This window comes from Bifidobacterium bombi DSM 19703 (genome assembly GCF_000737845.1).
Lineage (GTDB): Bacteria > Actinomycetota > Actinomycetes > Actinomycetales > Bifidobacteriaceae > Bifidobacterium > Bifidobacterium bombi.
In genome coordinates this window covers 550433-576548 of sequence record NZ_ATLK01000001.1, presented here as the reverse complement: position 1 = coordinate 576548, position 26116 = coordinate 550433, and the positions used below count along the sequence as shown (strand labels likewise).

The 26116-nt window shown below is 52.7% G+C and carries 20 protein-coding genes, 1 tRNA gene and 1 pseudogene; 15 read left to right on the top strand and 7 right to left on the bottom strand.

All coding sequences use genetic code 11. The features are described from left to right. The first annotated feature begins 20 nt into the window (after positions 1–20). The 5 genes and pseudogenes from BBOMB_RS02225 to era all read left to right on the top strand — a co-directional run bounded on the left by BBOMB_RS02225 (position 21) and on the right by era (position 5279). Positions 21–365, top strand: coding sequence for a histidine triad nucleotide-binding protein (locus tag BBOMB_RS02225; protein WP_044086646.1), 345 nt, complete (start codon positions 21–23; stop codon positions 363–365). A gap of 736 nt (positions 366–1101) precedes the next feature. Further along, positions 1102–1749 (top strand): annotated as a pseudogene (locus BBOMB_RS08430) (PhoH family protein); the annotation flags it as partial. Between the two features lie 398 nt (positions 1750–2147). Continuing rightward, positions 2148–2702: an rRNA maturation RNase YbeY gene (gene ybeY, locus BBOMB_RS02215; protein WP_044086645.1), complete on the top strand. Its 555-nt coding sequence runs from the start codon at positions 2148–2150 to the stop codon at positions 2700–2702. A gap of 8 nt (positions 2703–2710) precedes the next feature. Continuing rightward, complete coding sequence (locus BBOMB_RS02210; RefSeq protein WP_081867367.1) at positions 2711–4156, top strand: hemolysin family protein; 1446 nt, start codon at positions 2711–2713, stop codon at positions 4154–4156. A gap of 100 nt (positions 4157–4256) precedes the next feature. Then, complete coding sequence (gene era / locus BBOMB_RS02205; RefSeq protein WP_081867238.1) at positions 4257–5279, top strand: GTPase Era; 1023 nt, start codon at positions 4257–4259, stop codon at positions 5277–5279. A 42-nt stretch (positions 5280–5321) separates the two neighbouring features. Here era and BBOMB_RS02200 read toward each other — a convergent pair whose 3' ends face one another. Beyond that, positions 5322–7355: an AMP-dependent synthetase/ligase gene (locus tag BBOMB_RS02200; RefSeq protein WP_414133045.1), complete on the bottom strand. Its 2034-nt coding sequence runs from the start codon at positions 7353–7355 to the stop codon at positions 5322–5324. Positions 7356–7809: 454 nt separating this feature from the next. On the opposite strand from BBOMB_RS02200, the gene BBOMB_RS02195 reads away from it, so the two are divergent. The 3 genes from BBOMB_RS02195 (at position 7810) to BBOMB_RS02185 (ending at position 10812) form a co-directional block, all read left to right on the top strand. Then, positions 7810–8460, top strand: a complete 651-nt coding sequence (locus BBOMB_RS02195) for a 50S ribosomal protein L25/general stress protein Ctc (protein WP_044086644.1) — start codon at positions 7810–7812, stop codon at positions 8458–8460. Between the two features lie 289 nt (positions 8461–8749). Further along, positions 8750–9889, top strand: coding sequence for a branched-chain amino acid aminotransferase (locus tag BBOMB_RS02190; protein ID WP_044086642.1), 1140 nt, complete (start codon positions 8750–8752; stop codon positions 9887–9889). A gap of 227 nt (positions 9890–10116) precedes the next feature. After that, entirely contained in the window at positions 10117–10812 is a 696-nt protein-coding gene (locus BBOMB_RS02185) for a trimeric intracellular cation channel family protein (RefSeq protein ID WP_044086641.1), read from the top strand. Positions 10813–10943: 131 nt separating this feature from the next. On the opposite strand, the gene BBOMB_RS02180 is transcribed toward BBOMB_RS02185, so the two are convergent. Continuing rightward, complete coding sequence (locus BBOMB_RS02180; RefSeq protein ID WP_052377351.1) at positions 10944–11957, bottom strand: MIP/aquaporin family protein; 1014 nt, start codon at positions 11955–11957, stop codon at positions 10944–10946. Between the two features lie 238 nt (positions 11958–12195). Between BBOMB_RS02180 and BBOMB_RS02175 the strand changes: the two genes are divergently transcribed. Both BBOMB_RS02175 and der read left to right on the top strand, forming a co-directional pair. Continuing rightward, entirely contained in the window at positions 12196–12978 is a 783-nt protein-coding gene (locus tag BBOMB_RS02175) for a pseudouridine synthase (protein ID WP_044086640.1), read from the top strand. Further along, positions 12975–15113: a bifunctional cytidylate kinase/GTPase Der gene (der, locus tag BBOMB_RS02170; protein WP_044086638.1), complete on the top strand. Its 2139-nt coding sequence runs from the start codon at positions 12975–12977 to the stop codon at positions 15111–15113. The genes BBOMB_RS02175 and der overlap by 4 nt, the downstream gene beginning before the upstream one ends. 1055 nt (positions 15114–16168) lie before the next feature. Here der and BBOMB_RS02165 read toward each other — a convergent pair. Next, a tRNA-Pro gene (locus tag BBOMB_RS02165) sits at positions 16169–16242 on the bottom strand. 426 nt (positions 16243–16668) lie between these two features. On the opposite strand from BBOMB_RS02165, the gene BBOMB_RS02160 reads away from it, so the two are divergent. The 5 genes from BBOMB_RS02160 to BBOMB_RS02140 all read left to right on the top strand — a co-directional run bounded on the left by BBOMB_RS02160 (position 16669) and on the right by BBOMB_RS02140 (position 23460). Beyond that, positions 16669–18087, top strand: a complete 1419-nt coding sequence (locus tag BBOMB_RS02160; protein ID WP_044086917.1) for a UTP--glucose-1-phosphate uridylyltransferase — start codon at positions 16669–16671, stop codon at positions 18085–18087. A 200-nt stretch (positions 18088–18287) separates the two neighbouring features. Further along, complete coding sequence (locus BBOMB_RS02155) at positions 18288–20189, top strand: helix-turn-helix transcriptional regulator (protein WP_044086637.1); 1902 nt, start codon at positions 18288–18290, stop codon at positions 20187–20189. Positions 20190–20200: 11 nt separating this feature from the next. Then, the gene (locus BBOMB_RS02150) at positions 20201–20512 is read left to right on the top strand and encodes a hypothetical protein (RefSeq protein ID WP_044086636.1); all 312 of its coding nucleotides are present in this window, start codon (positions 20201–20203) and stop codon (positions 20510–20512) included. After that, the gene (locus BBOMB_RS02145; RefSeq protein WP_044086635.1) at positions 20505–23036 is read left to right on the top strand and encodes a DEAD/DEAH box helicase; all 2532 of its coding nucleotides are present in this window, start codon (positions 20505–20507) and stop codon (positions 23034–23036) included. Before BBOMB_RS02150 ends, BBOMB_RS02145 begins: the two co-directional genes overlap by 8 nt. A gap of 79 nt (positions 23037–23115) precedes the next feature. Beyond that, a complete protein-coding gene (locus BBOMB_RS02140) occupies positions 23116–23460 on the top strand; it encodes an RNA polymerase-binding protein RbpA (RefSeq protein WP_044086634.1) in 345 nt (114 codons plus the stop codon). 381 nt (positions 23461–23841) lie between these two features. On the opposite strand, the gene BBOMB_RS02135 is transcribed toward BBOMB_RS02140, so the two are convergent. The 4 genes from BBOMB_RS02135 to BBOMB_RS02120 are packed head-to-tail and all read right to left on the bottom strand — an operon-like array spanning position 23842 to position 26115. Further along, the gene (locus tag BBOMB_RS02135) at positions 23842–24201 is read right to left on the bottom strand and encodes a hypothetical protein (protein ID WP_152570096.1); all 360 of its coding nucleotides are present in this window, start codon (positions 24199–24201) and stop codon (positions 23842–23844) included. A gap of 24 nt (positions 24202–24225) precedes the next feature. Continuing rightward, a complete protein-coding gene (locus tag BBOMB_RS02130; RefSeq protein WP_044086631.1) occupies positions 24226–24831 on the bottom strand; it encodes a MerR family transcriptional regulator in 606 nt (201 codons plus the stop codon). Positions 24832–24857: 26 nt separating this feature from the next. Continuing rightward, positions 24858–25295, bottom strand: coding sequence for an FHA domain-containing protein (locus tag BBOMB_RS02125; RefSeq protein WP_044086630.1), 438 nt, complete (start codon positions 25293–25295; stop codon positions 24858–24860). A gap of 4 nt (positions 25296–25299) precedes the next feature. Then, positions 25300–26115 (bottom strand): DUF881 domain-containing protein, encoded by an 816-nt coding sequence (locus tag BBOMB_RS02120; protein ID WP_044086629.1) that lies wholly within the window; start codon positions 26113–26115, stop codon positions 25300–25302. Position 26116 lies beyond the last annotated feature (1 nt).

Sequence of the window (26116 nt, the reverse complement as noted above, 5' to 3'; positions counted from 1 at the left end):
TAAGGTTTTCAAGGAGCGATATGAACGACGATTGCTTGTTCTGTAAGATCATTGCTGGTGACGTCCCCTGCGATAAGGTCTATGAGGATGAGACCACATTGGCGTTCAGGGATGTCCACCCGATGGCCAAGGTCCATGTGCTCGTCGTACCCAAGGAGCATTATGCGAACGTGGCGCAGGTGGCCCAATCCGATCCTGTCCTTGCCGCCCATATGCTGCAGGTGGCGCAACGCATCGCGGATGCGGAATACAACGGTTCGTTCCGACTTGTGTGCAACACAGGGGAGGATGCTGGACAGTCGGTGTTTCACGCGCACATGCATGTGCTTACAGGTCAACGCTGTTCACAGGAAGTGGCGTTTTGATTCATCTGAATCGTCGTCGACGTGAAGCGCGTGAGTCTTTGTTATGTAGATGCCGTTCGGCACAAAGAATAGGAGTGCGGTGGCAGTAGCTAAACGGGTTATCACCATTCCCGAAGATCTCGACCCGGTAGCGGCGCTGGGTCCTGGTGATGCGGTTCTTGCCGAAGTGGAACGGGCGTTTCCCAAAGTCGACATTCTTGTACGGGGCAACCGTATAGAACTCAGTGCGTATTCGGCTCGGGACGATGCACAGGCGGGTCAGGCATTGGAAGTTCTCAACGATATCATTGATGCCGCCTACAAGGCTCCTGTGGAGGCGGCCGTCGTGCGTCGCACCTTGGAACGCAACTCGGTGGGGCGGCAACACGGGCATCGTCTCCAGGCTGCGGGTCGTCCGACTCTTCGTGCGGAATCTGACTGGTCGCACGAAGCAGGTATGAGGCGAGCCATCTTTCCCGCTGTTTCAGGCAGTGCTGGTGATGCGAAACACGATGACGAAGCTGATCATGTGCATGATGGTGACCGTCTGTCAGCCGTAGACGCTTCAGACCGTGTGTCTGATGCGTCGCAGTCCAATGGCCTCGCCGTCGTGGCCTCTCCTGTGCGACATGGGCGTCATGCGGCGCCTGCCATGCATGGGGAGGATCTCACGTCGGACTTCGGCTATGTCGCGAAGGTCGTTCAACAGGTTCCACCGGTGCACACGATTCAGACAGGTGGTCGCAGGTCACGGATTCCCGGAATCATCACTTTGGCCGCCGGTGAGCCTGTAAGGGCCAAGACCGCGGGTCAGGTGAGGTATGTTGGTGCCATTGAGGACCATACCATAACCTTCGGCATCGGTCCTGCGGGTACGGGAAAGACCTATCTTGCCGTGGCGAAAGCGGTACGTGCCTTTGAAGACGGGCGTGTGAGCAGGATCATCCTTACCAGGCCCGCCGTTGAGGCGGGAGAGAACCTTGGATTCCTTCCTGGGACGCTCAACGACAAGGTGGATCCGTATCTGCGACCGCTATATGACGCCTTGTCGGATATGCTCGGCTCGGTTCAGCTTCATCGTTACATGAATGACGGCAGTATTGAGGTCGCTCCATTGGCGTACATGCGTGGCCGTACCTTGAACGATGCGTTTGTGATCCTTGACGAGGCTCAGAACACCACCGAGCAGCAGATGAAGATGTTCCTTACACGCCTGGGTTTCAACACCAAGATGGTCATCACGGGTGACGTCACACAGGTGGATCTGGCGGTGAGACATTCAGGTCTGGGGACCATTGAACGCATTCTCGAGGGCATAGGCGACATTGCGTTCATTCATCTCAGCGAACGAGACGTGGTGCGTCACGCATTGGTTGGCAGAATCGTTGCAGCATACAATGCCCATGATGAACGCTTGGTCCAAGCTAAGCGGGATGCCAACGACCTTTCGGCAGAGCATGGCTGTGAACAGAAGAAAACCACGAAAAACAGGAAAAGCGAAAAGAAGAAGCACAAGAAAAACAAGGGCAAAAACGCTGGTTCGCTGCACCATGATCCAGCCATTGACGTTTCCGGATCCGTGGGAGGACCAGCTGTCTCCCGTGGGCTGGTTTCGAATAGTCGTTCTAGGTCGCCGGATGAGTCCGATTCAGGGGCGACTCTACTGAGCGAAGTGTACGGTGCAGGTAGTTTCAACGATTCTGATGCCGCATCGCGTTCGTCGTATGTTGATGCCGATGTTTCCGTTCCCGGAGCGGATGGAGCAGGCCTTTCAGGTGCGTCTGATATCGAAGGGGTCGCACGATGAGTGTGGATGTGACGAACGAGACGGTGTGGAGGATTGATTCAAAAGTCTTTTCCGAACTCGGCATGTGGACATTGAGTCAGATGAGGGTCAGTGTTCAATCCGATCTTACGATACTGTTCGTGGATCCTGATCCGATTGCGCAACTTCATATGCGTTGGATGCAACTTGAAGGGCCTACGGACGTCATGAGCTTCCCCATGGACGAACTGCGCCCGGGTGATGGCTCCGAAGAGGTGGAAGGCGTGTTGGGTGACATCGTCATCTGTCCTTGGGTTGCTTCACAGCAGGCACTTGCTGCGGGACATTCGATCATGCAGGAGATGATGCTGCTGACCATTCACGGGATCTTGCATCTGCTTGGCTACGATCATGCGACGCCTCAGGAAGAGCGGCAGATGTTCGGTTTGCAGCGTCAGCTCCTCCTGACGTACTTCGCGACGAGACAAGCCCCCATCCCTCCCGCGGAGCTTCCCGCAGGAAGTCACGATATGCTCGTCGAATGGGATGAGGTGCATTCGGGAACGAATACCGACGGACGATCGAATGGGTGATGCGAACGATGATGATTGATACAGTGACCGCTCTTGTGATTATGGCGCTTATGATTGTGACATTACTGTTGGTCTGGCTTTCATTGGTGCTTTCATCAGATGAATTCGCCGTTTCCAGGGTCACACGATCGAGCCTGAACAATAAAATCCTTGAGGTCCAGACAGATTCCGAGCTTGGCCATCTTGTGCAACACAAGCGGATCGACAGGATTCATCGTGTCCAGAAAATGATTGCTGACCGCTCGGGAACGGCTAGTGCATGCGCTTTTTTCCGTATCGTGTGCAACATCCTGTCTGGAGTGTTCGTCGCCGCCATTGCCGTGGAGTTCTCCGCTCCCAATTGGGTGGTGCTAATTGCAGGTCTGTTCTTTACGCTGATCGTCGCCGTCATATCGGTTCTGTACCGGGCGCATTCGCCTGGTTTACTGCGCCCAGAGGAAACGATGCTTGGATCCGCCAGATTGTTGTCCCTTGCAGTCGCGTTGACGCCGTTTGTGAATGCGAAAGGACGCAAGAATCAGCGCGACCATTCCACCGGAACGGAGCTTTCCGATGACGAGGAGCTCGATCGCATTCAGCATAGCGAGGGGCGTTCCTTGGTTGAGCAGTTGGTCGAGACTCCAGACTTTGACCCTGAGGTTGGGGAGATGCTGCGCAATGTGCTTACTCTTTCCGATACCTTGACGCGTGAAATCATGGTGCCCAGAACCGATATGATCTATACCTCACAGAATGACACGTTGCTTGATCTTCTGCAGTTGTGCTCCCGCTCAGGATATTCGCGGATTCCAGTCATAGGCGATGACTTGGATGACCTCAAGGGCATGGCGTATCTCAAGGATGCCGTGAAGGCCACGGCGTTTAATCCAGAGGCACGGACGCGCTCCATAACTTCCATTTGTCGCGATCCCATGCTCGTTCCGGAATCCAAGCCCGTTGACGATCTTTTCCACGAGATGCAGCGGACCCGCCAGCATGTGGCCGTCGTCATCGACGAATACGGAGGCGTGGCCGGATTGGTCACCATTGAGGATGCCATCGAGCAGATCGTCGGTGAGCTTGAGGACGAACATGATCGCGTGCAGCATGACGAACCCAGGAAGGTCGGTAGGAACGAATGGCGGATGCCTGCAAGGACGCCGATCACTGAGCTGGAAGAGATATTCGAAGTCGATTTGAACGAAGACGATGTCGATACCTTGTATGGTCTTCTCACCAAGCTGCTCGGACGTGTGCCCATCGTCGGCATGAGCGCATGCACTCATGGATTAAGACTAACGGCAGTGGATTCCGCAGGCAGACGAAAGAAGGTCTCGACGATTCTTGTACAGCCGCAGTCGGACATTATGACCAATGAGGGGGCAGCGGACGATTCGGACCTGATTGGCGGCAATCGGGACGATGAAAATGATGACATGCGTGTACAACCTTCATCGCAGATCAGTGGGGAATGATTTCGCAAGATGCGTAGGAGAACCACATCGGCTGGCATACCCGGCAATGGGTTTTCGGACCGCTACACGATACGATTATGCAACAACAATAAGGAGTATTATGGATAATGCGGCGAACGACATATCAGGCGACATTGGGGCGCTGAACACGGAAGGCAGGAATGATCCGATTCGTGCCTTGCAGCCGTATCATTCGGGATTCGTCGTCGTTGTAGGTCGTCCCAATGTAGGCAAATCGACGCTGATCAACGCCTTGATTGGCGCTCGTGTGGCGATAACCTCATCTCGCCCCGAAACCACACGTAAGCCCATACGGGGTATCCTCACCACGGCTGACGCGCAGCTTGTACTGGTGGATACCCCGGGAATACATCGACCCAGAACCTTGCTCGGCCAGCGCCTCAATGATGTCGTGGACGAATCCCTGAGCGATGTTGACGAAATCGCCTTCCTGCTTCCCGCTGACCAGGAAATTGGCCCAGGTGACAGGAGGATTCTCGGAAGGTTGCGTACCGAGTTCGCCAAAAAACTCGATGATGGGTCATTCTCATGGAAGGTCCCCCTTATCGCGATAGTCACCAAGATCGATGCACTCAGTCAGAGGCAGCTGATGGACAAGATGGTTGAGGTTTCTCAATTCGCGGATTTCACGGCCATCGTTCCAGTGAGCGCTTTAGAGGATGACAACCTGCGCGAAGTACGCGACGTCCTCATAGACAATATGCCCCAAGGTCCTCAGATGTACCCGGATGATCAGATTTCCGAGGAACGTCCTGAAGATACGATAGCGGAATTGGTACGTGGTGCTTTCCTGGAAGAGCTGGATGATGAGCTTCCTCATTCATTGGCCGTCGTAGTTGATTCCATCGAACGTCCCGGTCGGAGCGATGACCCGGAAACCTTGAGCGGCAAGGCGCATGTGATGATATCGATATATGTGGAGAGGGATTCGCAGAAACCGATCGTTATAGGCAATCATGCCGAGCATTTGGTACAAGTCAAGAAGAAACTACGCACGGCAGTCAACCGACTCGTCGGGCAGAAGGCCAAACTTGACCTCCACGTCAAGGTCGCGAAAGGATGGCAATCGGATCCCAAGCAGTTGGAGCGCTTGGGATTCTGAGGTGCGGCGACCCCATGCCATAGGAATCACCGCACCTTGGATTTATTTCCGTTTGGTATACATCTGTGTGTTGAGCAGTTCTGCGTAATGCTTGATCACCACGGGTCTTTTGACTTTCATTGATGCCGTGAGCATGCCGTTTTCCTGGGTGAATTCCTCGGGCAGGACGATGAATTTCCTCACGGATTCAGCCCTAGAGACACCTTCGTTCGCCTCATCCACATATTTCTGAATTTCGGCCCGGACAACGGCGTTTTTGGCAATCTCCTCCATTGGCATAGAGGAATCCAAATGTTGCGAATCGAGCCAGGAGCGGACAGCCGCCTCGTTCAGCGTCACAAGGGCCGAAATGAACGGACGCTTGTCGCCGAGCACCAGTGCCTGGGATACGATGTCGCAGCGCTGTATTACCTCTTCCACCGGGCCTGGGGCCATGTTCTTGCCGCCAGCGGTGATAATCAGATCTTTCTTACGTCCGGTGATGTACAGGAACCCCTCCTCGTTGATTTTGCCGAGATCGCCCGTCGCGTACCAGCCGTCATCGGTGAAGGCCAGTCTCGTCGCTTCATCGTTCTTGTGATAGCGATGGAACACGCAGGTACCTTTGATCTGAATCTCGCCATCCTTGGCCAGTCGGATGCTGAAACCAGGGTAAGGCACTCCCACTGATCCGGCGTGGAACGGAGTTCCCTTGGGATTGAAAGCGCACGGTGCCGTGGTCTCGGTAAGACCATAGCCTTCGTGAACAGGAATGTCTGCGCCCCTGAAGAACGCAAGCAATTGCGGGTCGAGAGGCGCACCTCCGGTCACGAACCATTGCGCCCGCCCACCAAGGACGTGCCGCAAGGACTTGTATACCAGGGGGTCGTATGCCGCCCGGCGTGCCTTGGTTCTCAAGCTGAGTCTCCCAGCTTCCTTCTCATTGACATAGCGCTGTGCGGCCATGACCGCCGAGGTAAAGACGTAACCTTTGGCGCCGTGTCCGGCCTTTTGGGAAGCGGCGTTATACACCTTTTCAAGTACGCGTGGCACCATGATCGTCACGCATGGCTTCGCTGCCTGCAAGTCGCTCAGCAATGTCTTCGTACCCTGCGATATGTAGATGCGCAGGTCACTAGCCACTACAATGTAATTGACCGCCCTGGCGAATGTGTGTGCCTGGGGCAGAAAAAGCAGCACCGACTGGTCCTTCTGACTAAGGAGTTTCGGCATATAGACGCGCAGGTTTAAGGCTGTCGTGCAATAGTGCTCGTGGGTCATCTCCACTCCCTTAGGCTCGGCGGTTGATCCAGAGGTGTACACGATGGAGCATACGTCGGTCTTTTTGACGGAGTTGATTCGTTCATCGAGCGTGTCCTCGTCTATCGTCATGCCGTAATCGCGAAGTTCTTGAAGGGCTCCCTTTTCAAGGCAGTAGATTCTTTCCAATGAGGGGCAGCTTTCGACCGAGTCTTCGGCCTCCTCTTGCATGTCTCGCGTCTCTACGATAAGCAGGCGGGCGTCCGAATTGTTGACGATGTTCCGGATCTGCTCGGAAGAATCTGTTTCGTAAATCGTCGCCAGAATGCCTCCGATGGACACGACGGCGGCATCAATGACGTCCCAGTCATACGACGTGTGGCTCATGAAAGCCACACCATCGCCCTTCCTCAGGCCATAATGCAACAGACCCTTGGCTACCGCGCGTACATCCGCTATGAACTCATTGGCGGTTTTGGTTACCCAGTGTTCACCCTCGTGATAGGTGTACAGAGGGTCGTCTCCCATGCGGCGAGCACGGTCGACATACAGGTCGTAAATGCTCATGCCTTCGTCTATGGACTCAATTCCCGCCGTTTTGACCGTAAGGAGACCTGTCGTATCGTCAATGAAGGTAGTGGTGGGGAATCCCGGGCCCCATTCATGGGTGTATGGAAGTCTCGAAGTATCTATGGGTGTCACGTTTTTGCCTATTTCCGTTCTGTTGTTGTGTCCCGTTGCATCGATGTGTCCAGGATGGTTGAAGTCAGCGTTCACATGGAACGCATTTCGACCGAAATTCTGGATGGACTCACGCAGTGTTGCATTATCGAACACGTTCTCTCCTCGTTCCACAGGTCTTTCGTATAAGGCAATAATAGGCGCAATTGCGTGTTTCGTCACCTTACGGTAGCGTAAGCGCACCAATGCGGCACGCATTTCCTACCCCTTGCCACGGGCCTGCAGTGGATGGGCCATGATGATGCGAATGAGCGATAGCGAGCCGCTCGCCTGAATGTCATGCTGCTATGCTAGTTTTGCAGTTGTTGTGACTGACATGATATTGGCGGGTTCACGCTTGTCGATTCATTGGATGTCGGCTTTGGCGAGGGGAGTGATTCCCGTAATCGACTGAGCTGGAAACGACTCTTTCGCGGTAAACGTGTTCTTCGAGTTGATTTCGGCGCGTCGTTGAGCTGAAACAAAATAAGGTAATGTTGCGATTATGGGCGTTTACGGGTTGTGACTCGTGAGGCGAGTGATCGACAAAGACATACATAAAGGAGCACGGATGGCAAACACCATTGAGATAGAAGGACAGGTACGTGACGAGTTCGGCAAGGGTGCCGCGAGGCGCATGCGCGTCGCCCAGCAGATTCCTGCCACTATCTACGCAGGGGGAGCGGATCCCGTATTCGTCAAGCTGCCGATGAAGGAAACGACGTTGGGGCTGCGCCGGAGGAATGCGCTGTTCACCATCAAGTACGGCGCGGATTCGAAGATGGCCGTCGTGAAGGATGTTCAGCGCAATCCTGTCAAGCGTATCGTTGAGCACATCGATTTTTACGAGGTCAAGGCCGGCGAGAAGATTGAGGTGGAAGTGCCCGTGTTCGCTGTTGGGCTTCCGAAGGGCGCAGCAGTGGCGTTTGTGGATATCCAACGTCTCCCGGTTCGCGCCGACGTGTCCAACCTTCCTGAGCGCATCGATGTTAATGTCGATGGTCTGGAGAGTGGTGCGAAGGTGTTTGCCAAGGATCTTAACCTTCCTGAAGGCGTTGAACTTTCAAGCACCGATCCAGAGGAGTCCGTAGTCACCGTCGAAGTTCCTGAAGATGCTTCCGCTTCCACTGCTTCGACGGAAGGCACGGAAGCTGGTGCCGAAGGTGAAGGCTCGGCCGCTGAAGGTGGTCAGGCTGAAACCGCTGAGACCGAATCGAAGTAACTCGCTTTGTCAGGCCGAGGCGCTCGACGCGATTCGGCTGCAGTGAAACGGCCGGTTGTCTTTCCATGCACCAACTCAATGATTCGGTGAAACATGGGTGGATGTCCGGTCGTTTGGTTTGAAGTTGGACATCATAGCATTTTCGATACCGGCAGTCATGTCGGACTTTTTCACATCGTGAACGTTTCCCAGTATGGAAGGCGATAACGTGCGACAGTAGTTCCAAACTACGTTATCATACGTTGAAGTTTCGGAACAGCCCTGAAACGGCTTAAGTGAGGTAATGAACATGGCAGAGCGATCACATCATGATCCAACGGCGTTAAATGAGTTGGCCGAGATGTTCCGCGTGGAACCAAATGCGGATCCCGTGGCAGTGGACAAGCGTAGGAAGCTGATTGACAAACCGTCGTTCGGACAGGTGTTTTCAGATTCAATGGCAAAGATGGTTTGGAAGAAAGAAGAGGGTTGGTCTGACCGCCGAATCGTGCCGTTCGGTCCCATTGCCATGAATCCCGGCGCATCCGTGCTGCATTACGCGCAGGAGTGCTTCGAAGGTCTCAAGGCGTACCGTCATGCGGATGGCAGCACTTGGATGTTCAGACCCGATGCCAATGCCGAGCGTTTTGCGAATTCTGCCAAGAGGATGTACCTGCCTGAGCTTTCAACAGATGATTTTCTAGGTTCGGTCGCTGCGCTCATCAAGCAGGATGTCGACTGGGTTCCCGAACGACGTGAATACACCCTTTACATCCGACCTTTCATGTTCGCGTCTGAGGCCTTTCTGGGAGTGAGAGCGCCTGACACCGTGGACTATTGCGTCATAGCCTCACCTTCGGGCCCGTACTTCCCTGGCGGTGTAAGGCCGGTAAGCATCTGGGTTGAGGACAAATGGTTCCGCACTGGTCCCGGTGGCACTGGTTTCGCGAAGTGCGGAGGCAATTATGCTGCTTCATTGCTTGGTGAATATCGGGGCAAAGCCCAGGGCTGTGACCAGGTATGCTTCGTTGATGCCGCATCCAAAACGTACCTTGAGGAGCTAGGCGGCATGAACATGTTCACGGTTCACAAGGATGGGCATCTCGAAACGCCGTCGCTGACGGGTACCATCCTTCCGGGTGTCACTCGCCGTTCGCTCATACAACTTGCCTATGATCAGGGTCGTGATGTGATTGAGACCATGATTAAGCTTGAAGACCTGCTTAACGACATTCGCTCTGGTGAGGTAACCGAGGTCTTCGCCTGCGGAACCGCAGCCATTATCACGCCTATCGGACGTTTCAAGTCCGAAAACTTTGACGTTACCGTAGGTAACGGAGAGTCAGGTAAGCTCACCGTGCAATTGCGAGATGAGCTTTTAGCTATCCAACTGGGTGAAGTGGAGGACACACACGATTGGATGTGGAAGGTCTGTGAGAATTCAGACTGAATTTACCCTGCTTTCCTTCGGTCGAGACAATGGCTGAAATCCATCGTCTCGACCGTTGTCGTATGTGCATCACCGCCGGTGATGAATCTACGTGAGTTGTATGACGTTGGTCCTTAGGTGTCTTCCGGATATCATCCAAGCGCCGTTGTTTCTTTCTTACAGGCGTTTCCCTGTCTCAGGCTAGCTCAACAATGAGAACTGTATGTGCGGTTTCTGACGGAGTTATTATGCAATTGGCACTTGAGAGCAATGTCTTCTTTTGGGGCGTCGAATATGTCGCCACATTCTGCTGCGGGTTGTTGGGCGGACTTTCAGCGGTCAAACGTGGTTATGATTTCATTGCGATCATGCTTACCGTATGGCTAACAGGCTTGGGCGGAGGCCTCATACGCGATGTCCTGCTTGGCGTTGTGCCTCCTGTGGGTGTTTCCAACAAGGGTCTCGTCGTTACCTGCATCGTGGCTGGTCTGGCAGTGGCCGTGATCTATCCTGAGGCCAATCAAATGAAATGGACGATGCTGACATTGGATGCTTTGGCTCTTGGATTGTACAGTGTCAATGGCACGCAAAAAGCCTTGATGTATGGAGCTTCAGGAATGACCGCATGCTTCATGGGGCTTGCCACAGCTTTGGGCGGGGGACTTATCCGTGACGTGCTCTTGAATGCGGTTCCGGCAATCGTTGGCGACCGGCATTGGTACGCCCTGCTCTCAGCCATTGCCAGTATGCTTTCCGTTTTTGTCACGCGAGCTTATATGAAGCACGACATTGACTTTTCATGGGAAGTTGCTTTGGATTTGGTGATTGTGTTCCTTGTCGTACTGTTCCGAATGGCCTCGGTCAAATTCGACTGGAAGGTTCCGGTCGCTCTAAAGCGAACCAGAACGTTATCGACAAGAAGGAATGACTGGGATAGTCTGTGATGGTGTCATCTGAGTGTGCTTTATGACAAAAAAGCGGCAGTGGGCACAAATAACCACTGCCGCTTTTTTTGTCATGGTTTACGGTTTTCTTTCTTACGAGAGAATTTCAATAGGCCACGAACGAAATAGATTTAGATGGTCGATCCCTTATCCTGATCTATGCTGGAATTGCCGTTGACATCTGCACCTTTCCCGATTCCTGTGCCGTCCTCGTTCTCACCGGGAGCGTTGACTAAGTGTGCTGTCCTCAACATTCCGGCTTGCGGAAAGGCCTCGAGGACATCGGACGTTTCCGATGATTGAAAGTCGTCATTGGCATTTTGGATATTGTCTTGAGAAGCATGTGGTTGCAGCATTTGAAACACAATGATCACGATGGATACGACAGCGGCGGCAAGAATCGAAGCGACCCAAAACAGCCAGACTTGCTTCAGTGGGTCTGCGGCCATGTTCTCTTTGTGAAGGAAGATTGCGATGCCTGTGGCGCGCGCCGGGTTGAGGGCGGAGGCGGTAATCGGATAAGTCATGGCGACACCGACTGCATAGGCAAAGCCCATTCCCGCCGCATGAGCCACAGGCGTGATGTCCGGTTCGTTCATAGTGCGCATGGCCATCGCCACGATAACCAGGGTCGCCAGTACTTCGACGGCGAACGCGAACCAAATGTTGAAGGAGATTCCCACATGAGAGATTTGAGTACTTGAAATGGATGCCTTATCGAACCCGTTTACAGTGCCGCTGAACCAAATCATGGCGGTTGCCTTGCTTGAACGAGGAATAATCATCGTCACGAGTGCACCGGAGGCAATGGCACCAATGATCTGAGCTATGATATCGCAAATTCCCTCAATGATGCTGGTCTTACCTGTCAGTGCCGCGGCGATGGTGATCGCGGGATTGAATTGGCCTCCGGAAATCCTACCGAACAACAGAGTCATGGCGGCGTATGCGACCGCGGTTGAAAGCAGTATTAGCAACATGCTCGTGCCATAAAGAGCGGAACTGAGACTGGAAACGATGTAGCTCGCTGCACAAATCAAAAAGGTTCCGACAAGTTCGGCACCGAAAGCGGCGATGAGATGGACCACATACGATCGTGTCGTGGCCTCATCGGAATCAGTATTGATTATATTCATGTTACTCATGCCTTCCATTCGTGATGTACTGCGTCTAATATCTTTGAAACGGCAACACAGACGAATACTATGATATCACTGGGCATGTAATAGTGTATTGTGTATCAGGTACGTCCGAGGAGCTTCGTCGCGGCCATCGCCCATTGGCTTATCGTTATCCTTGGTGTCCTCCTTGTCTATAGCAAGGGGTTGAGTATGTTCAGAACGCGGCTCCGGTCGGGAGTCGCCAGGCCACGTTGGGAGAACGATGCCAAACGTATATTCACGCGCGGAAAAAGCGCATAATCCAGATAATCATAATGATCAAGGTGTCCGACTTCAGAAGCTTCTGGCTCAGGCGGGGTTCGGATCGCGAAGAAAATGCGAGGAAATCATTACTTCCGGCCGGGTTGAGGTCGATGGGGAGTTGGTCACGCAGTTGGGGGCAAGAGCGAACCCGGACAAACAGCAGATTCGTGTGGATGGCTCACGGATACACATCAGCGGAAGGCATGTGACTTTGGCACTCAACAAGCCGAAGAAGGTCCTTTCGACCATGGACGACCCGAAAGGGCGTTATACTCTGCGTGACATTGTCGGTGACAGATATGAGCACATCTTCCACATGGGCCGTTTGGATTATGATTCCGAAGGGCTGATTCTCATGACGGATGATGGTGAACTCAGTCAGCACGTCATGCATCCGAAATACGAGGTGGAGAAAACCTATATAGCAACATTGGAAGGGAAGATCGGGGGCAACGTATGCCGCAGGCTCGTCACGCAAGGTGTGAACCTGGACGATGGCCTGATTCGTCTCGACCACTGTGCCATCATGGATTCGAATAGGGATTCCACCATGGTGAAAGTGGTGTTGCACTCGGGCAAGAACAGGATTGTGCGCCGTATCTTCGGTGCCATCGGATATCCGGTACGTAGATTGGTGCGCACGCAGATAGGTCCGATCAAGTTAGGTGAACTTAAGCCCGGTTCCTATCGTATGCTTTCCCAAGCCGAGCTCACCGCGCTTTCAAAGGAGGTTGGTCTGTGATCCGTGTGGCAATAGACGGGCCGGCGGGTGTCGGTAAGTCTTCTACGTCAAAGGCGTTGGCGAAATATTTCGGTTATGCTTATCTCGACACAGGTGCAATGTATCGCGCAGCCGCTTGGTGGTGTTTGCAGCAAGGCATCGATTTGGATGCAGATTCGGTCGATGAGCGCATAGTGACGCAATGCGTCGCCGATTTGTTCACCGACGGGCATTTCGATATCGGTCTTGATCCGGATCGACCGTATGTCCGTGTCAATGGAAACGAGATCGGTGATGCGATACGTGATGCGGATGTCTCGTTGCATGTCTCCAAGGTGTCCAACGTCATTCCCGTGCGTCATCTGCTCATCGCCGCACAACGGGCGTACATCGACGGCGAGGCAGGAGAGGATTCGTTTTCTCAAGGTGCAGGCGTTGTCGCTGAAGGCAGAGATATCACGACCGTTGTTGAGCCAGAGGCCGAGGTGCGTGTCCTGCTCACAGCCAGACCCGAAGTTCGCCAGGCACGTCGATCCGGGCAGTCTTCCATTTCCCGAGGGGTCGTGGGTTCGGAGGATGTCTCCGCACGCGATAAGGCGGACTCAGGAACGACGAATTTCCTTGATGCAGCACCAGGAGTAACGACACTCGATAATTCCGATCTTACGTTCGAACAGACTTTGGACAGACTTATCGAGCTCGTCGACGATGCCATAGAAGCCCGGGAATATGAGCGTTACGCCGCGAACCTCGAGGATTACGAGCTTGACGAATCAGACCGTGCCCTGGTTGCCAGGACCGTCGATGATGGTGAAGGGCACGACGCGAAAACGGTCGTTGGAGTGCTCGCCGTGGTGGGACGACCCAACGTAGGCAAGTCAACACTGGTAAACAGAATTCTTGGACGACGTGTGGCCGTTGTGGAAGACACTCCAGGCGTCACACGAGACAGGGTCAGTTATGATGCCGAATGGTCCGGCACTCATTTCAAGCTGGTGGATACCGGCGGTTGGGAGACCGGCGTCGAAGGCATGGATTCGGCGATAGCCTCCCAGGCTCAAATCGCAGTGGGACTCGCTGATGCCGTCGTACTTGTGGTGGATGCGCAAGTGGGCGTCACCAATACCGATTCCCGCATGGTGTCCATGCTTCGGCAATCAGGAAAGCCAATCATTCTTGCCGTAAACAAGATCGATGGCTCTTCCGAAGAATACCTAACAGCGGATTTTTGGAAATTGGGTCTTGGCGAGCCATATGGTATATCCGCAATGCATGGACGTGGCATCGGTGAGCTGCTGGATGTCGCAATCAAAACCCTGGCTCAGGCGAAAAAGATGTCCGGATTCCTCACGCCTTCGAATTTGCGTCGCATCGCTTTGGTGGGACGACCCAACGTAGGCAAGTCCTCGCTGCTCAACCAACTTGCCCATCAGGAACGTTCAGTAGTGGATGATTTGGCGGGTACCACCCGCGATCCCGTCGATGAAGTCGTCACTTTGGACGGTCAGGATTGGCTGTTCATCGACACCGCGGGAATAAAACGGCGTCAGCACAAGCTTTCGGGAGCCGAATACTATTCTTCGCTGCGTACGCAAGCGGCGATAGAGCGTTCCGAACTGGCGTTGGTGTTGTTCGACGCTTCGCAGCCGATTTCCGATCAGGATCTGAAGGTCATGAGTCAGGCGGTGGATGCAGGCCGAGCCATGGTGTTGGTGTTCAATAAGTGGGACCTCATGGACGACTTCGACCGGCAGCGGATGGAACGGCTGTGGAAGACCGAGTTCGACCAAGTCACTTGGGCGCAACGCGTCAATCTCTCCGCGAAAAGCGGTTGGCATACGAACCGTTTGGCACGTGCCATGCGTGAGGCTCTGACCTCCTGGGATAAACGCATCCCCACGGGGAAGCTCAACGCGTTCCTCGGCAAGGTTCAGGCCGCCCACCCGCACCCCTTGCGCGGTGGGAAACAGCCGCGTATCCTGTTCGCCACACAGGCTTCGACGAGGCCTCCGAGGTTCGTTGTCTTCGCTACCGGATTTCTGGAGCATGGGTACCGACGCTACCTGGAACGCCAGATTCGCGAGGAATTCGGCTTCGAAGGTACGCCTATTCAGATTTCAGTGAACATTCGCGAGCGCAAGACCAAAGGCAAATGAGACCTACAATTAGGCCAATGAGATGTAATCGGCTTCTTTGAGTATGGCACGGCTTACGCACCCTCAAAGGAGCCGATTCGTACAAGGCGCAGGGTAACACCAAGATGGTTTTATCCTGACGTTTGCGCACGGTAAAAGAGTTGGTCGGATAGCCTCAATAATGTCCTAGGAGAGAGGTTACAGCCGTCAGCTTAGGTGAAAATACGTTTATAAAAAACAGAAAGGAGCCTTTTCGAACATACTTCGAAATACTTGGGGTGAGTGTGGGACCAAGTTCGAAGTCTTCAGTTGTTGTGCAAAGAATTCCAGAACGAATGGTACCGAGGACAGCGAGAGAAGTCCGAGAACGTTCGGTTTGATTCCTTCATCTTGTCACCTGTTCGTATATTCGATTGCTTCTCGGATGAAAACAATACCCGTTTGGGAAAATGTTCTTGAGGGCACTCGAATTCAACGACTTCGCCCGCCAGTGTTCCCTTTCGTAGTCCTTTGATTTTGGTTTTTTCGGGCATCCTCATCTAGTTGGATCTCTTTATGTACACAGCCGGAACTTGCTTCACAGATGAGGGCGTCCGACTTCGTATCATGACTATCTACTGGGTGGCATCTGAGCTTTTAACCATCAATCGTATGTTCATGCCTTTGTCGGACCAATGCTCATAAGCGTAAATGGCAACTTATTACAATGAGCGGTGAACACCACAAGCCGACGACAGCCTTCGCTGAAAATGGAACAAGTGTGAGCCAGATTGATGTAATGAGAAGAGAATCAGGCGCTCGGTGCCTGAAAGGCTGCTGATGTCAGTGAGACGTTGGGAATTAGGGTGTGATTTCGGTGGACGGCATGAAGATTGCCTGGAGCACGGAAAATCGAGCTCCATCAACTGCTGATAGGACGTGTGGCGAGGTACCGACAGAAGTGGGAGTGTTGGCGTTGGACGAAAGTAATACAGTAAGATTGCAACGAGCCCGTCGGGCACATAAAACCAATACGATACCTCGTCATTTAGGAAATAGAAAACAGGGGAAACACCCTTGGATTCCCTGCTATCTCGTCGGGCCGGCGGGATTTGAACCCGCGACCCCTTGACCCCCAGTCAAGTGCGCTACCAAACTGCGCTACGGCCCGAACGGTGATGAACACCAAGAAAGAAGTGTACCATAATTACCGGCTATCGCTATCTTCGGCGTGGCGCATGTCTTTTGAAATGTTATTGACAGGTACTTTTGAACCGAGACAAAAGCTTGAACTGACTTATCTTCATGGGAAGATCACTGCAACCAAGGAGCTTGGAAGGTTACGCCGATTCATTTCCTCACGCACAAATGCGTCTGAACCGCTAAGACTTGTGAAAAGTATTCGCGCGGAGCAGCGTTGTTGATCCATCATTCATTTCCGGTAAAAGAACCGACAACGCGTGCTATAGGTTCAAACCAGACCTTCGGCACCTTCATTGAGTTTGGCAAAAGCCAAAATGAGGATACACTGGTAGGCATAGGTCTATTGAATGAAGGAGTGGTTTTGGATAAGCTGTTCGGACACTCTGCGCAAAAGATGCGCGAACATGGTATGAGCGAAGTAGCCGTTGCGCAGTTCGAAAATCTGTATACCGATTGGGTGGATGAGAAGAAAAGGCAACCCCAGTGTGGGGGAATGACTGCTTCCTATATTCGTGAATCCGACATCGAGCCTCTCAAGGGAGTTCCGAGTTTCCATGACATTTACAAGACCATAGATCATGAGCAGGCCGTGCACGCCTTCGCAAAAACAGCGTTCCTCAAACTTAATGGTGGTCTGGGCACATCTATGGGGCTTGAGGCCGCGAAGTCGTTGCTGCCCGTGCGCCGTCATAAGGCACGGCAGATGCGATTCATCGACATCATCCTAGGACAGATCACCACTGCCAGAGACCGGCTGGGGGTTCCATTGCCGGTCACGTTCATGAATTCGTTCCGTACGTCCAAAGACACCATGAACGTCTTGAAAAAGAATCATCACTTTGTTCAGAAGTCCATCCCTACGCAGATCATCCAGCATCAGGAGCCCAAAATTGTTTTATCCAGCGGTCTGCCGGTGGAGTTTCCTGATAACCCCGAGTTGGAATGGTGTCCGCCGGGTCACGGCGACATCTATTCAACGCTTTGGGAGACAGGTCTGTTGGATACGTTATTGGATCAAGGTTTTGAATACCTGTTCATCTCCAACTCGGATAATCTTGGGGCCCGTCCTTCGAGGACGCTTGCCCAGTATTTCGAGAATTCAGGCAAGCCGTTCATGGTCGAGGTTGCCAAAAGGACGGAGGCAGACCGGAAAGGTGGTCATTTCGTCCGTGATATCAAAACCGGACGTCTTGTTTTGCGTGAGATGACTCAGGTGTCAGAACAAGACAAACAAGATGCGGAGGACGTCTCCCGTCACCCATATTTCAATACGAACAGCGTCTGGATCAGGATCGATGCATTACGTGAAAAGCTCAGTGAGTGCCAAGGCGTGCTTCCGTTGCCGGTGATCCGCAATTATAAGACTGCGGACCCTACCGATCCGTCCACCACCAAGGTGGTGCAGCTGGAGACAGCCATGGGAGCTGCGATAAAGTTCTTTGATGACGCTATATGCGTGCAAGTAGACCGTATGCGCTTCCTACCTGTGAAGACCACGAATGATTTGTTCATCATGCGCTCCGATCGTTTCCATCTGACGGATTCGTACGAGATGGAGGATGGCAATTACGATTTCCCGTCGGTGTGTCTTGACCCTCGTTTCTATACGTATATTACTGATTTCAACAACCGTTTCCCTTATTCCATACCTTCTCTGGCAGCCGCAAAGTCGGTCACGGTCGAGGGAGATTGGACGTTCGGGGAGAACGTCATGTTTTACGGCGATGCCGTGTTGGAAGACCGTGGCAAGCCCAGCTACGTGCCGAAGGGGTCATTCGTCGGACCTCAAGGCATAGAGCCTGACTCATGGTGATGCGTAGCGCGCACCTGTTCTTGACGAGGCATATGGTTGCCGACAGGACTGCACAAAATGCTGGGTTTTGTGCGCCAAAAAAGAAAAAACAATGTGAAATGTGCAAAATGATGTGTTTTTCCACAAAAAGCATCTAATATAGAATACGTGTGAACTTGAAAGTACACACTAGTAGCGACATTAACGATACGTGAGGACTGATGGCAGAAGGAAGCAACGGAAGGCGGCGGTTTTCCGATAAATGGGGTAAGCATGAGCTCGATGTGTTGGCAGTGCTCTCTTCAGCATTTCCCCAATGGTTGACTTCCCGGCAGATTGCGCAACGAGTAAAGGCATATGCGGATTCATATGGAGAACTTGTCGATCAAGCCGCCAAAGCTGCATTTGCAAAGCAGTTCCAAAGGGATCGCGCGAAACTTGCTGCGATGGGAATTGCCATCGAATCGCGGCAACCCGAGTATTCTTCGAAATCCGAAGGGCAGGATTTCGCCTCATACAGGTTGCAATTGGGTGATGAGCCAAGGGTGCGTTTGCGTTTCAAACAGGAAGATCTGCCTGTTCTCGCGGCGGCGAATTACCTGGCACGTTCGATGTCTGTATCTTCGGCTTCGTCAAAGCCTGAGGAAAGCCATGTTTCACGAACTGAGCCGCGAGTGCCGCAGCCCCCGACTCCAGGTTTGGGTTTGGATTCCATTGCTCCGGGGCTGGGTACTCAGCCGATTCCCGAAACCTTGGTGAAGGTCATTGATTCTCGACGTTTCGCGGCGACCGTCGATGTAGCCGGCGAACACCTCAACGTGGCGTATACCGACTCCGATGATTTGGCGATGTTCGTTCTGGAACACCCTGGTGCTGCGGTTGTCTCGCCTCAGGAGGCGGTTGACGCACTCAATCGGCGTTTTAAGGCGGCGACTGAGATTGAACTGGCCAATGCCAAGTTCGTCTTGAAACCGTCCGAGGAAAGCACCGAGGTCGTTTCTTCTAGCGATGATAAAACCGCAAAGAACGATGTTTCGTCGTATACCCGAGGTGGTACTGCTTTTCAGACCGGAAGTGAAGTGGATCGCAGGCTCAGGCTCATGCTTTTCCTGTCGGCGCATCTCGGCGAGGAATACTCTCTGGAGGAATTGGCCACCCGTTTCGTAGGTAAAGCTGCCGGCGATGACGAATTAAAGAAATCCATCGCCGTTATCCGCAAGGACATCAACACGTTGACCACTGTTTCGGATGATGGGGAGATAGCCGGTAGTCAATTCTTTGACATTGATTGGTCTTTGCTTGACGAAGAAGGCATTGTCTCAGCGACGAATTCCTTGGGATTGGAACGGCTTGCCGGCATCTCTCAGCAGTATTTGAGCATGCTTACGGCTTCAGTGAGCTATTTGGCGCATTCATCCCTGCTGCCCGTCCAGCAAAGGGAGCAGGCCGAATCGCTTTATCTGCAGCTGAAAGAACATGTCAAGCCTGGTGAGACACCGTGGCTGAGCTTGACCGGCTACGAGGTCGAGCCGAAGAGTTTCACCATAGTCAAGCGTGCAATCGACACCAAAGCCTTGCTTGATATGGAATATACGGATGGAGCCGGGAGAGTGCGCCGTAAATTGGTGGCGCCCAGGAAGATATTTGTGGATGAAGGCGTTTATTATGCCGCGCTTTGGACGGATGTGGAAGCCGTGGCACCCGAGGAAGAGAAGGAATTCGTCTCCAAGGACACGACTATAAACAAAGCCACCGGTAAGCCGCGGATTTGGCAGGTTTTGAGGCTCTCGCGCATTGAGGACGCCAGCATAGTCAAACCTACGAAGCGGATTGATGTGCCGCAGGCGCCGGTTGGCGAACTTCGCCAGTGGAGTCTTGACAACGGTACTGAAACCTTGTTCATTACCGATAAGCCCGGATTGTCATTTGTAAAGGCGCTTTCAGGGGCCAAGGTTGAACCGTTCGGTAACGGAGAGAAAGTACATCTTTTGGTCTCCTCGGATTCTTGGTTCGTTGCTTTTTGCATAGCACATGCTCGCCATATCAAGGCGGTGGCGCCCCAAACGTTGCGTTCCATGGTGATAGCACGGGCGAAGCGCGAATTAAGCGTCGAAGCGCACTAGAGGGGGATGCCATGAGATGGTGGCTATGGGTCGTGTTGGCGTTGCTCGCCGTGGCGGTTCTCATACTTGGCGTGGCATATGCCATTGTGCATGCGATCAATGCAGGTAAAGACGTTTCGAAGACCGCATCTGCGCTTTCAGTTGGAACGGAGCATCTGATGAGTGCAGAAAATGTCGAAACTGCTGAACCTAGGGATCCCATTTTTACCGGATCGTTGAGTGTAGCTGCGAGAGCGTACAGCGAGGCTCAAACGAAGGTCGTGGAGCGTAGACTGAAGCGAAGGGCGCATCACGAGCGTACGTGGCGGAGATGGAATGGCTGATTCATCACCTGCACGGCGATATGCGGCTTTCAAGAGAAGAAGTGCATACGCTAGGACCGAGGCTGCGCGCTTTGCACAGACGCTGCCTTTTGACTTGGATCAGTTTCAGATTGAGGCAGATGAGGCTCTTGAGGCCGGGAACAATGTGCTTGTGGCGGCACCCACCGGTGCCGGTAAGACCGTAGTCGCTGATTTCGCCGTTTATTTGGCGCGGTGTAACAATGTCAAAGCCTTCTATACGACGCCGGTCAAAGCGTTGAGCAATCAGAAGTACCATGATTTGGTGGAACGTTATGGTTACGGCAATGTCGGACTGCTCACCGGCGACAATTCGATCAATTCGGAGGCGGACATCGTCGTCATGACCACCGAGGTCCTGCGGAACATGCTCTATGAGCATTCTCAGACACTTCGTGGTCTCAAGTATGTCATTCTTGATGAAGTGCATTACCTCGCCGATCCATTTAGAGGGCCGGTGTGGGAGGAGGTAATCATACACTTGCCACCGGAGGCCAAGGTCATTGGTCTCTCCGCGACGGTTTCCAATGTGGAGGACTTCTGCAATTGGATGGAATCGGTGAGGGGCAGAACCAGACTCGTCGTCTCCGAGCGGCGCCCCGTTCCTTTGGAACAGCATGTCATGCTTCAATCCGACGGCAGCCATGAACCTGAACTCATTGATTTATACGAGTATGATACTGCAGGCAAACAGACGTCGAAACTCAATACTGGTCTTATCAGTCGACTTGACCAATTGGATAGGAAAGCGGAGCGCGCAACAGCACCATCGCGCCGGAAGCGGCGGAATGCACATGGCAGGCGCAGTGAGTCTCAGCGCTACTTCCCTCGACGCTGGGCGGTGGTAGACGAGCTTGATTATCTTGGTCAATTGCCGGGAATCTATTTCATCTTTTCCAGAAACGGTTGCGATCAGGCGGTGCAGCAGTGCCTTGAGGCTGGGTTGGAGCTGACCACGCAGGATGAAGCGATTCGCATCCGTTCGATCGTTGATGAAATGGTTTATGGGCAGTTCAGCCATGACGATCTGAAGGCTCTCGGTTTTGAAAGTTTCCGATATGCTTTGGAAGAGGGATTTGCTCCGCATCATGCCGGTATGGTGGCACTGTTTCGTCAGATAGTCGAGCGTCTTTTCGAAGAAGGATTGGTCAAAGTCGTATTCGCCACTGAAACGCTTGCACTTGGCATCAATATGCCTGCACGCTGTGTTGTGGTGGAGAAGCTCGAAAAATTCAATGGCACTGAGCATGTATCGCTGACTCCGGGGGAGTACACTCAGCTTACCGGACGTGCAGGCCGTCGAGGCATCGATAGCATAGGTCATGCTGTCGTCGTCGACCACCGTGGTTTTGTGCCTATGACGTTGGCTGCGCTCTCAAGCAAGCGTGTGTACCCATTACACTCCCAATTCAAGCCGACATTCAACATGGCCGTGAATCTGTTGAATTCCAGTGATTATGGAACTTCGCGGGAAACACTGGAGCATTCCTTCGCCCAATGGGAAGCGAATCATTCTGTGGGTGAACTACAACAGCGAGCCCATGTGTTGCAGAAGGCTTTGAAGAGTTACGAGGCAGCTTTCACTTGTACTTATGGTAATTTCAAGGACTTCATGGAAAACCGTGCGGAACTCAGCGATTTGCAGAAAAATGGAAGAAGAAGGATCAAACAGAAAACCTATGGTTCGAAGGCGCAACGAGAGCGGGAACTGAATGATCTTGATGAGCGCATCTCGGTTTTTAAACAAATAGAGACCAATCATCCTTGTCGTGAGTGTCCGGATCTGAAGGACCATGTCAAATGGGGCAATCGATGGTTACGCGATGGCAAAGCGTTGAGACAGCTTACACACCGTCTGGATGCGCGAACAGGTTCCGTTGCCAGGGAATTCGATAGTATATGCGCCATCCTGGAAGACCTTGGTTACTTATCGATCATGGATCGAAGTGGACATGAGCGGCGACGTTCCTATGGGCTTACTCGTAAGGGGCAGCTGCTTCGTCATATTTACAGCGACTACGATTTGATTCTGGCGGAATGCATCGAATCCGGTATTCTGGACGATTTGAACCCATTGCAGCTGGCTTCCGTACTTTCGGCTTTTGTGTATGAGGCCAGGCGTGGGGAGACCGAGGAACCTCGGAGATATCCAGGTGGCAAGGGCGGAGGTGTGTTCGCCTCGTGTATGGGCGTTAGGGAAGTCTTCGACGATGTGCAATCACGCCGAGAGGACGAGGATATGGAGGCGCTTAGTGAAATGGATTTCGGGCTTGTTGACGTCATCTACGATTGGGCTGACGGAGGCACGTTGGCCCAGGTCCTGCGGTCCAGCGAACTGACCGGAGGTGATTTCGTGCGTAATGCGAAGCGCCTTGCCGATTTGCTGCAGCAGTTGTCCGCTGCGCGGCCTTATTACGAAGAAAGCCATCCAGGACTCTTTGATTCGGCACGGAGGTCTGCTAAGCTTGTCAACCGTGGAATCGTGGCTTATTCTGGTTTGGATTGACATGGAATAAAAGACACACATAAGTTGTTTTATAGCATGGTTGTTTGAACGGGTAAATGTACAATAACATGGAGGTAGCATGGCCGAGCGAAGTCTTCGCGGTATGAGTATTGGAGCCAAGTCCTTGGAATCCGATGAGAATGTGGATTTCGCGGATCGAAGCGATGTGACGTATATCTGTCCCAAGGGGCATCGAACGATTCTTCCTTTCGCGGAGGGTGCTGAAGCTCCTGAGGAATGGGAATGCCGTTGCGGTGAGGTGGCCAAGCGTGAAGATGTATCCCAAGAGGACGACGAGATTCATAAGCCGGTTAGAACGCATTGGGATATGGTCATGGAACGTCGTAGCGAGTCCGAACTCAAGGAGTTGCTGGAGAAGAGACTGAAGATGCACCGTGAAGGTTGGTTCCCGGACTACGAGTGAGGCGCAGCATCCGTTATTTGAAAAGGTTCCGTGCCATCGTGCGTTGCGGATTTGAAAAATGATATAGCTGTTTTACAGCGTTAAGCAGCTCTGTGTTTTTTATTAGAGTGCTGATGTTGTATGGCGTCGAAGTTTTCGACTCCATTTGATTGTGGAAGAATCGCGAGTCATCTTATTGGGTGTGTTACATAACGGGCAAAAAGCCGATAATGTACGTTATGTCAGATTATGCTGTTGGATTGCATCTTCTCATAATTCAAGTACTCCTCCAATCGAATCATGGTTGTCATGATGATCGCAAGCTATACCGATGTTATCCAACTGACATTCGCATAGTCCGGTTTCTTCACTTGCTACTCGGCAGCTGAGCGTCCTATTGGTTCACACATCATGCATGTCGGAGCTTTTCCTTGCCATGTCAGTGTATGATCTATTGGCCTGAAGGTACATCAGCACTAGTTCCGCTATGATGACAAGCAGGAGAATCACGGCAGACGGAATCGCCGTTTTCACGAAAAAACGAGCAGCTGCGGCCGAAAGGCCAGATCGTGCAAACTTATACATGGCGTAGGGAATCATGCCAATCACTAGAGAAATGGGCTGAAGCACCATAAGCGACCAACGCAACGGCTTCACGTCATGCTTCCTCGACCGCTGGGCTTCGATGAATTCTCCGTCCTTCAGGCAACGAGCGCAAACGACCAGACCTAATACCACCGCCATAATCCAAAAAACAGCCATCATCACACCTATCATCTTCGAAGTTCACTCGTCCTTTTCTCGTCTTTGGTCATGTTGCATCTGAAGTTTTTGTCGAAGCCTGTTCGCAGCCAGATCCTCCAAGGGGCCACCTATGTTGTTCTCGTTGTCAAGAGCGACATCCTCCGCTTTTTCCTGTGTCAGTTCCTGTTCGACGCGATGCCATTGCGCAGCGACGGAAATGCCGAAAACAGGCGTTCCATCTTGTATGATATCCAATAACTCCGCACCGTCTGCACACTCTCTGACGTTGACGCCATCGCAGATGATAGTCATATGCTCAAGGTTCGTAACCGGTTTGTGCAACAGGTAGTCCATTGCACCGGTCACGTTTTGCAGGTTCACTCCCATGTCGAGCAATCGTTTTGAAACGGCTAGAATGACAATGTCCTTGAACGAATACAGGCGTCGGGAACCCGATCCGTGTGAAGGCTTAACAGATGGTGCCAATATCTGTTTCCTCGCCCAATAGTCAAGCTGACGATATGTGATTCCCGCCACCTTGGAAGCCACCGTTCCTCGATACCCTACGGTGGACACATCATCGCCATCGTTCGCAAACAGTTCACCCTGTATGGCTTGTGTGCCGTCAGAAACGCTGGGAATCATCATAAGAACTCCGATTTCCTGCAGATGTGTCAGCGTGCGAGTGATGCGCTCGAGAAGAACACCAGACGGAACTTGCCTATCATAAGCTCATCCCCGCTGTTCAATATCGCGCTGTCGACCCTCTGCCTGTTGACATACGTTCCGTTAAGGCTGCCGGCATCGATGACTTCATATGTTCCGCCAGTACGCTTGAAAGTGGCGTGATGACGTGAAACGGTGGCATCATCGAGAAGTATGTCGGCGGAATTGTCCCTTCCGACGCTCACCTCGTCCTCATCCAGCAGAAAACGGGAGCCCGACACCTCTCCCCTGGTCGCTATAAGCAACGCGGAACCTGGATTGAGTTGGGTTATGGTGTCCAAGTCATCCTGGGTCAACGGCCGCTCTCCGGTATTCGTTATCTGAATGTTTACGGCAGGCATGCCGATGATCGTCGTCTCACCTGCACTCGGTATAGGAATAGTCATATCCTCATTCTACTGTCTGGGCGTACCTAAATTGCCGAGGGCTGCTTGTCTCGTTTATTTCGACGTTGTCAGAGGCGTCGACCGTAACGCTCGAACCGAATTTCACTTTGAGCCTTGAACCTACTCCCCCGGCGATGTTCACTGCGTTTTGGAGGTTCTGCTGGTCGCCTATGGCCTTGACCGTATAAGGAGGCTTCAAGATCTTGCCATCACACTCAAGGCCGCCCTTGGCATCAGCTAGGTACGTGGAAGTGACCACACGCACACCGTTGAGCGACATAACCTCCACTCCGGCGTTGCGCAGCTCTTCAAGTAACTGGAACATAGTTGCGGCATCGACAGGAGCTTTCGAGCCTCTGTCTACGGTGATGACGACTCCTTTGCCTTCAGCAGGTAGTCTTCCGGAAAGCAGGCCACTGGTTTGGGCGTTTTGTGAGGCGATCCTTTCCGCTTCCTTCTGTTTATCGGCGGAAAGCTGCAGCGAATTGAGTTGGCTGGTCAATTCACTCTTCCTTCGTTCCAGATTCTGCACCTGAGTGCTAGTTTCGCCGATCAGCCTGGTGAGTTCCTCCTCGCTCATCGTCTCGTAGGTTGACGTTTTGTTATTAAGCTGAATCACATAACCGAAACTGAGTAATGCGCACAATAGCACAATCAGTGCATGGGTCAGCGGCCGGCCTGATTTAGACACACCCAGCTTATGTACCCGCCTTCGGATCACAGGGAAGGCACCGGTCTCGATATTGTCGTTTTCTTCGTCATATTGGGTGTGGATGTTCCTATCGATCGGCGTCTTTTCGTTTGTTTCCTTGTTACCCATG

Bases quoted from the DNA above. Each gene is read 5' to 3' on its own strand.
- BBOMB_RS02225 (WP_044086646.1), top strand. From the start codon at position 21: ATGAACGACGATTGCTTGTTCTGTAAGATCATTGCTGGTGACGTCCCC.
- ybeY (WP_044086645.1), top strand. From the start codon at position 2,148: ATGAGTGTGGATGTGACGAACGAGACGGTGTGGAGGATTGATTCAAAA.
- BBOMB_RS02210 (WP_081867367.1), top strand. From the start codon at position 2,711: ATGATGATTGATACAGTGACCGCTCTTGTGATTATGGCGCTTATGATT.
- era (WP_081867238.1), top strand. From the start codon at position 4,257: ATGGATAATGCGGCGAACGACATATCAGGCGACATTGGGGCGCTGAAC.
- BBOMB_RS02195 (WP_044086644.1), top strand. From the start codon at position 7,810: ATGGCAAACACCATTGAGATAGAAGGACAGGTACGTGACGAGTTCGGC.
- BBOMB_RS02190 (WP_044086642.1), top strand. From the start codon at position 8,750: ATGGCAGAGCGATCACATCATGATCCAACGGCGTTAAATGAGTTGGCC.
- BBOMB_RS02185 (WP_044086641.1), top strand. From the start codon at position 10,117: ATGCAATTGGCACTTGAGAGCAATGTCTTCTTTTGGGGCGTCGAATAT.
- BBOMB_RS02180 (WP_052377351.1), bottom strand. From the start codon at position 11,957: ATGAGTAACATGAATATAATCAATACTGATTCCGATGAGGCCACGACA.
- BBOMB_RS02175 (WP_044086640.1), top strand. From the start codon at position 12,196: ATGCCAAACGTATATTCACGCGCGGAAAAAGCGCATAATCCAGATAAT.
- BBOMB_RS02160 (WP_044086917.1), top strand. From the start codon at position 16,669: ATGCGCGAACATGGTATGAGCGAAGTAGCCGTTGCGCAGTTCGAAAAT.
- BBOMB_RS02155 (WP_044086637.1), top strand. From the start codon at position 18,288: ATGGCAGAAGGAAGCAACGGAAGGCGGCGGTTTTCCGATAAATGGGGT.
- BBOMB_RS02150 (WP_044086636.1), top strand. From the start codon at position 20,201: ATGAGATGGTGGCTATGGGTCGTGTTGGCGTTGCTCGCCGTGGCGGTT.
- BBOMB_RS02145 (WP_044086635.1), top strand. From the start codon at position 20,505: ATGGCTGATTCATCACCTGCACGGCGATATGCGGCTTTCAAGAGAAGA.
- BBOMB_RS02140 (WP_044086634.1), top strand. From the start codon at position 23,116: ATGGCCGAGCGAAGTCTTCGCGGTATGAGTATTGGAGCCAAGTCCTTG.
- BBOMB_RS02135 (WP_152570096.1), bottom strand. From the start codon at position 24,201: ATGGCTGTTTTTTGGATTATGGCGGTGGTATTAGGTCTGGTCGTTTGC.
- BBOMB_RS02130 (WP_044086631.1), bottom strand. From the start codon at position 24,831: ATGATGATTCCCAGCGTTTCTGACGGCACACAAGCCATACAGGGTGAA.
- BBOMB_RS02125 (WP_044086630.1), bottom strand. From the start codon at position 25,295: ATGACTATTCCTATACCGAGTGCAGGTGAGACGACGATCATCGGCATG.
- BBOMB_RS02120 (WP_044086629.1), bottom strand. From the start codon at position 26,115: ATGGGTAACAAGGAAACAAACGAAAAGACGCCGATCGATAGGAACATC.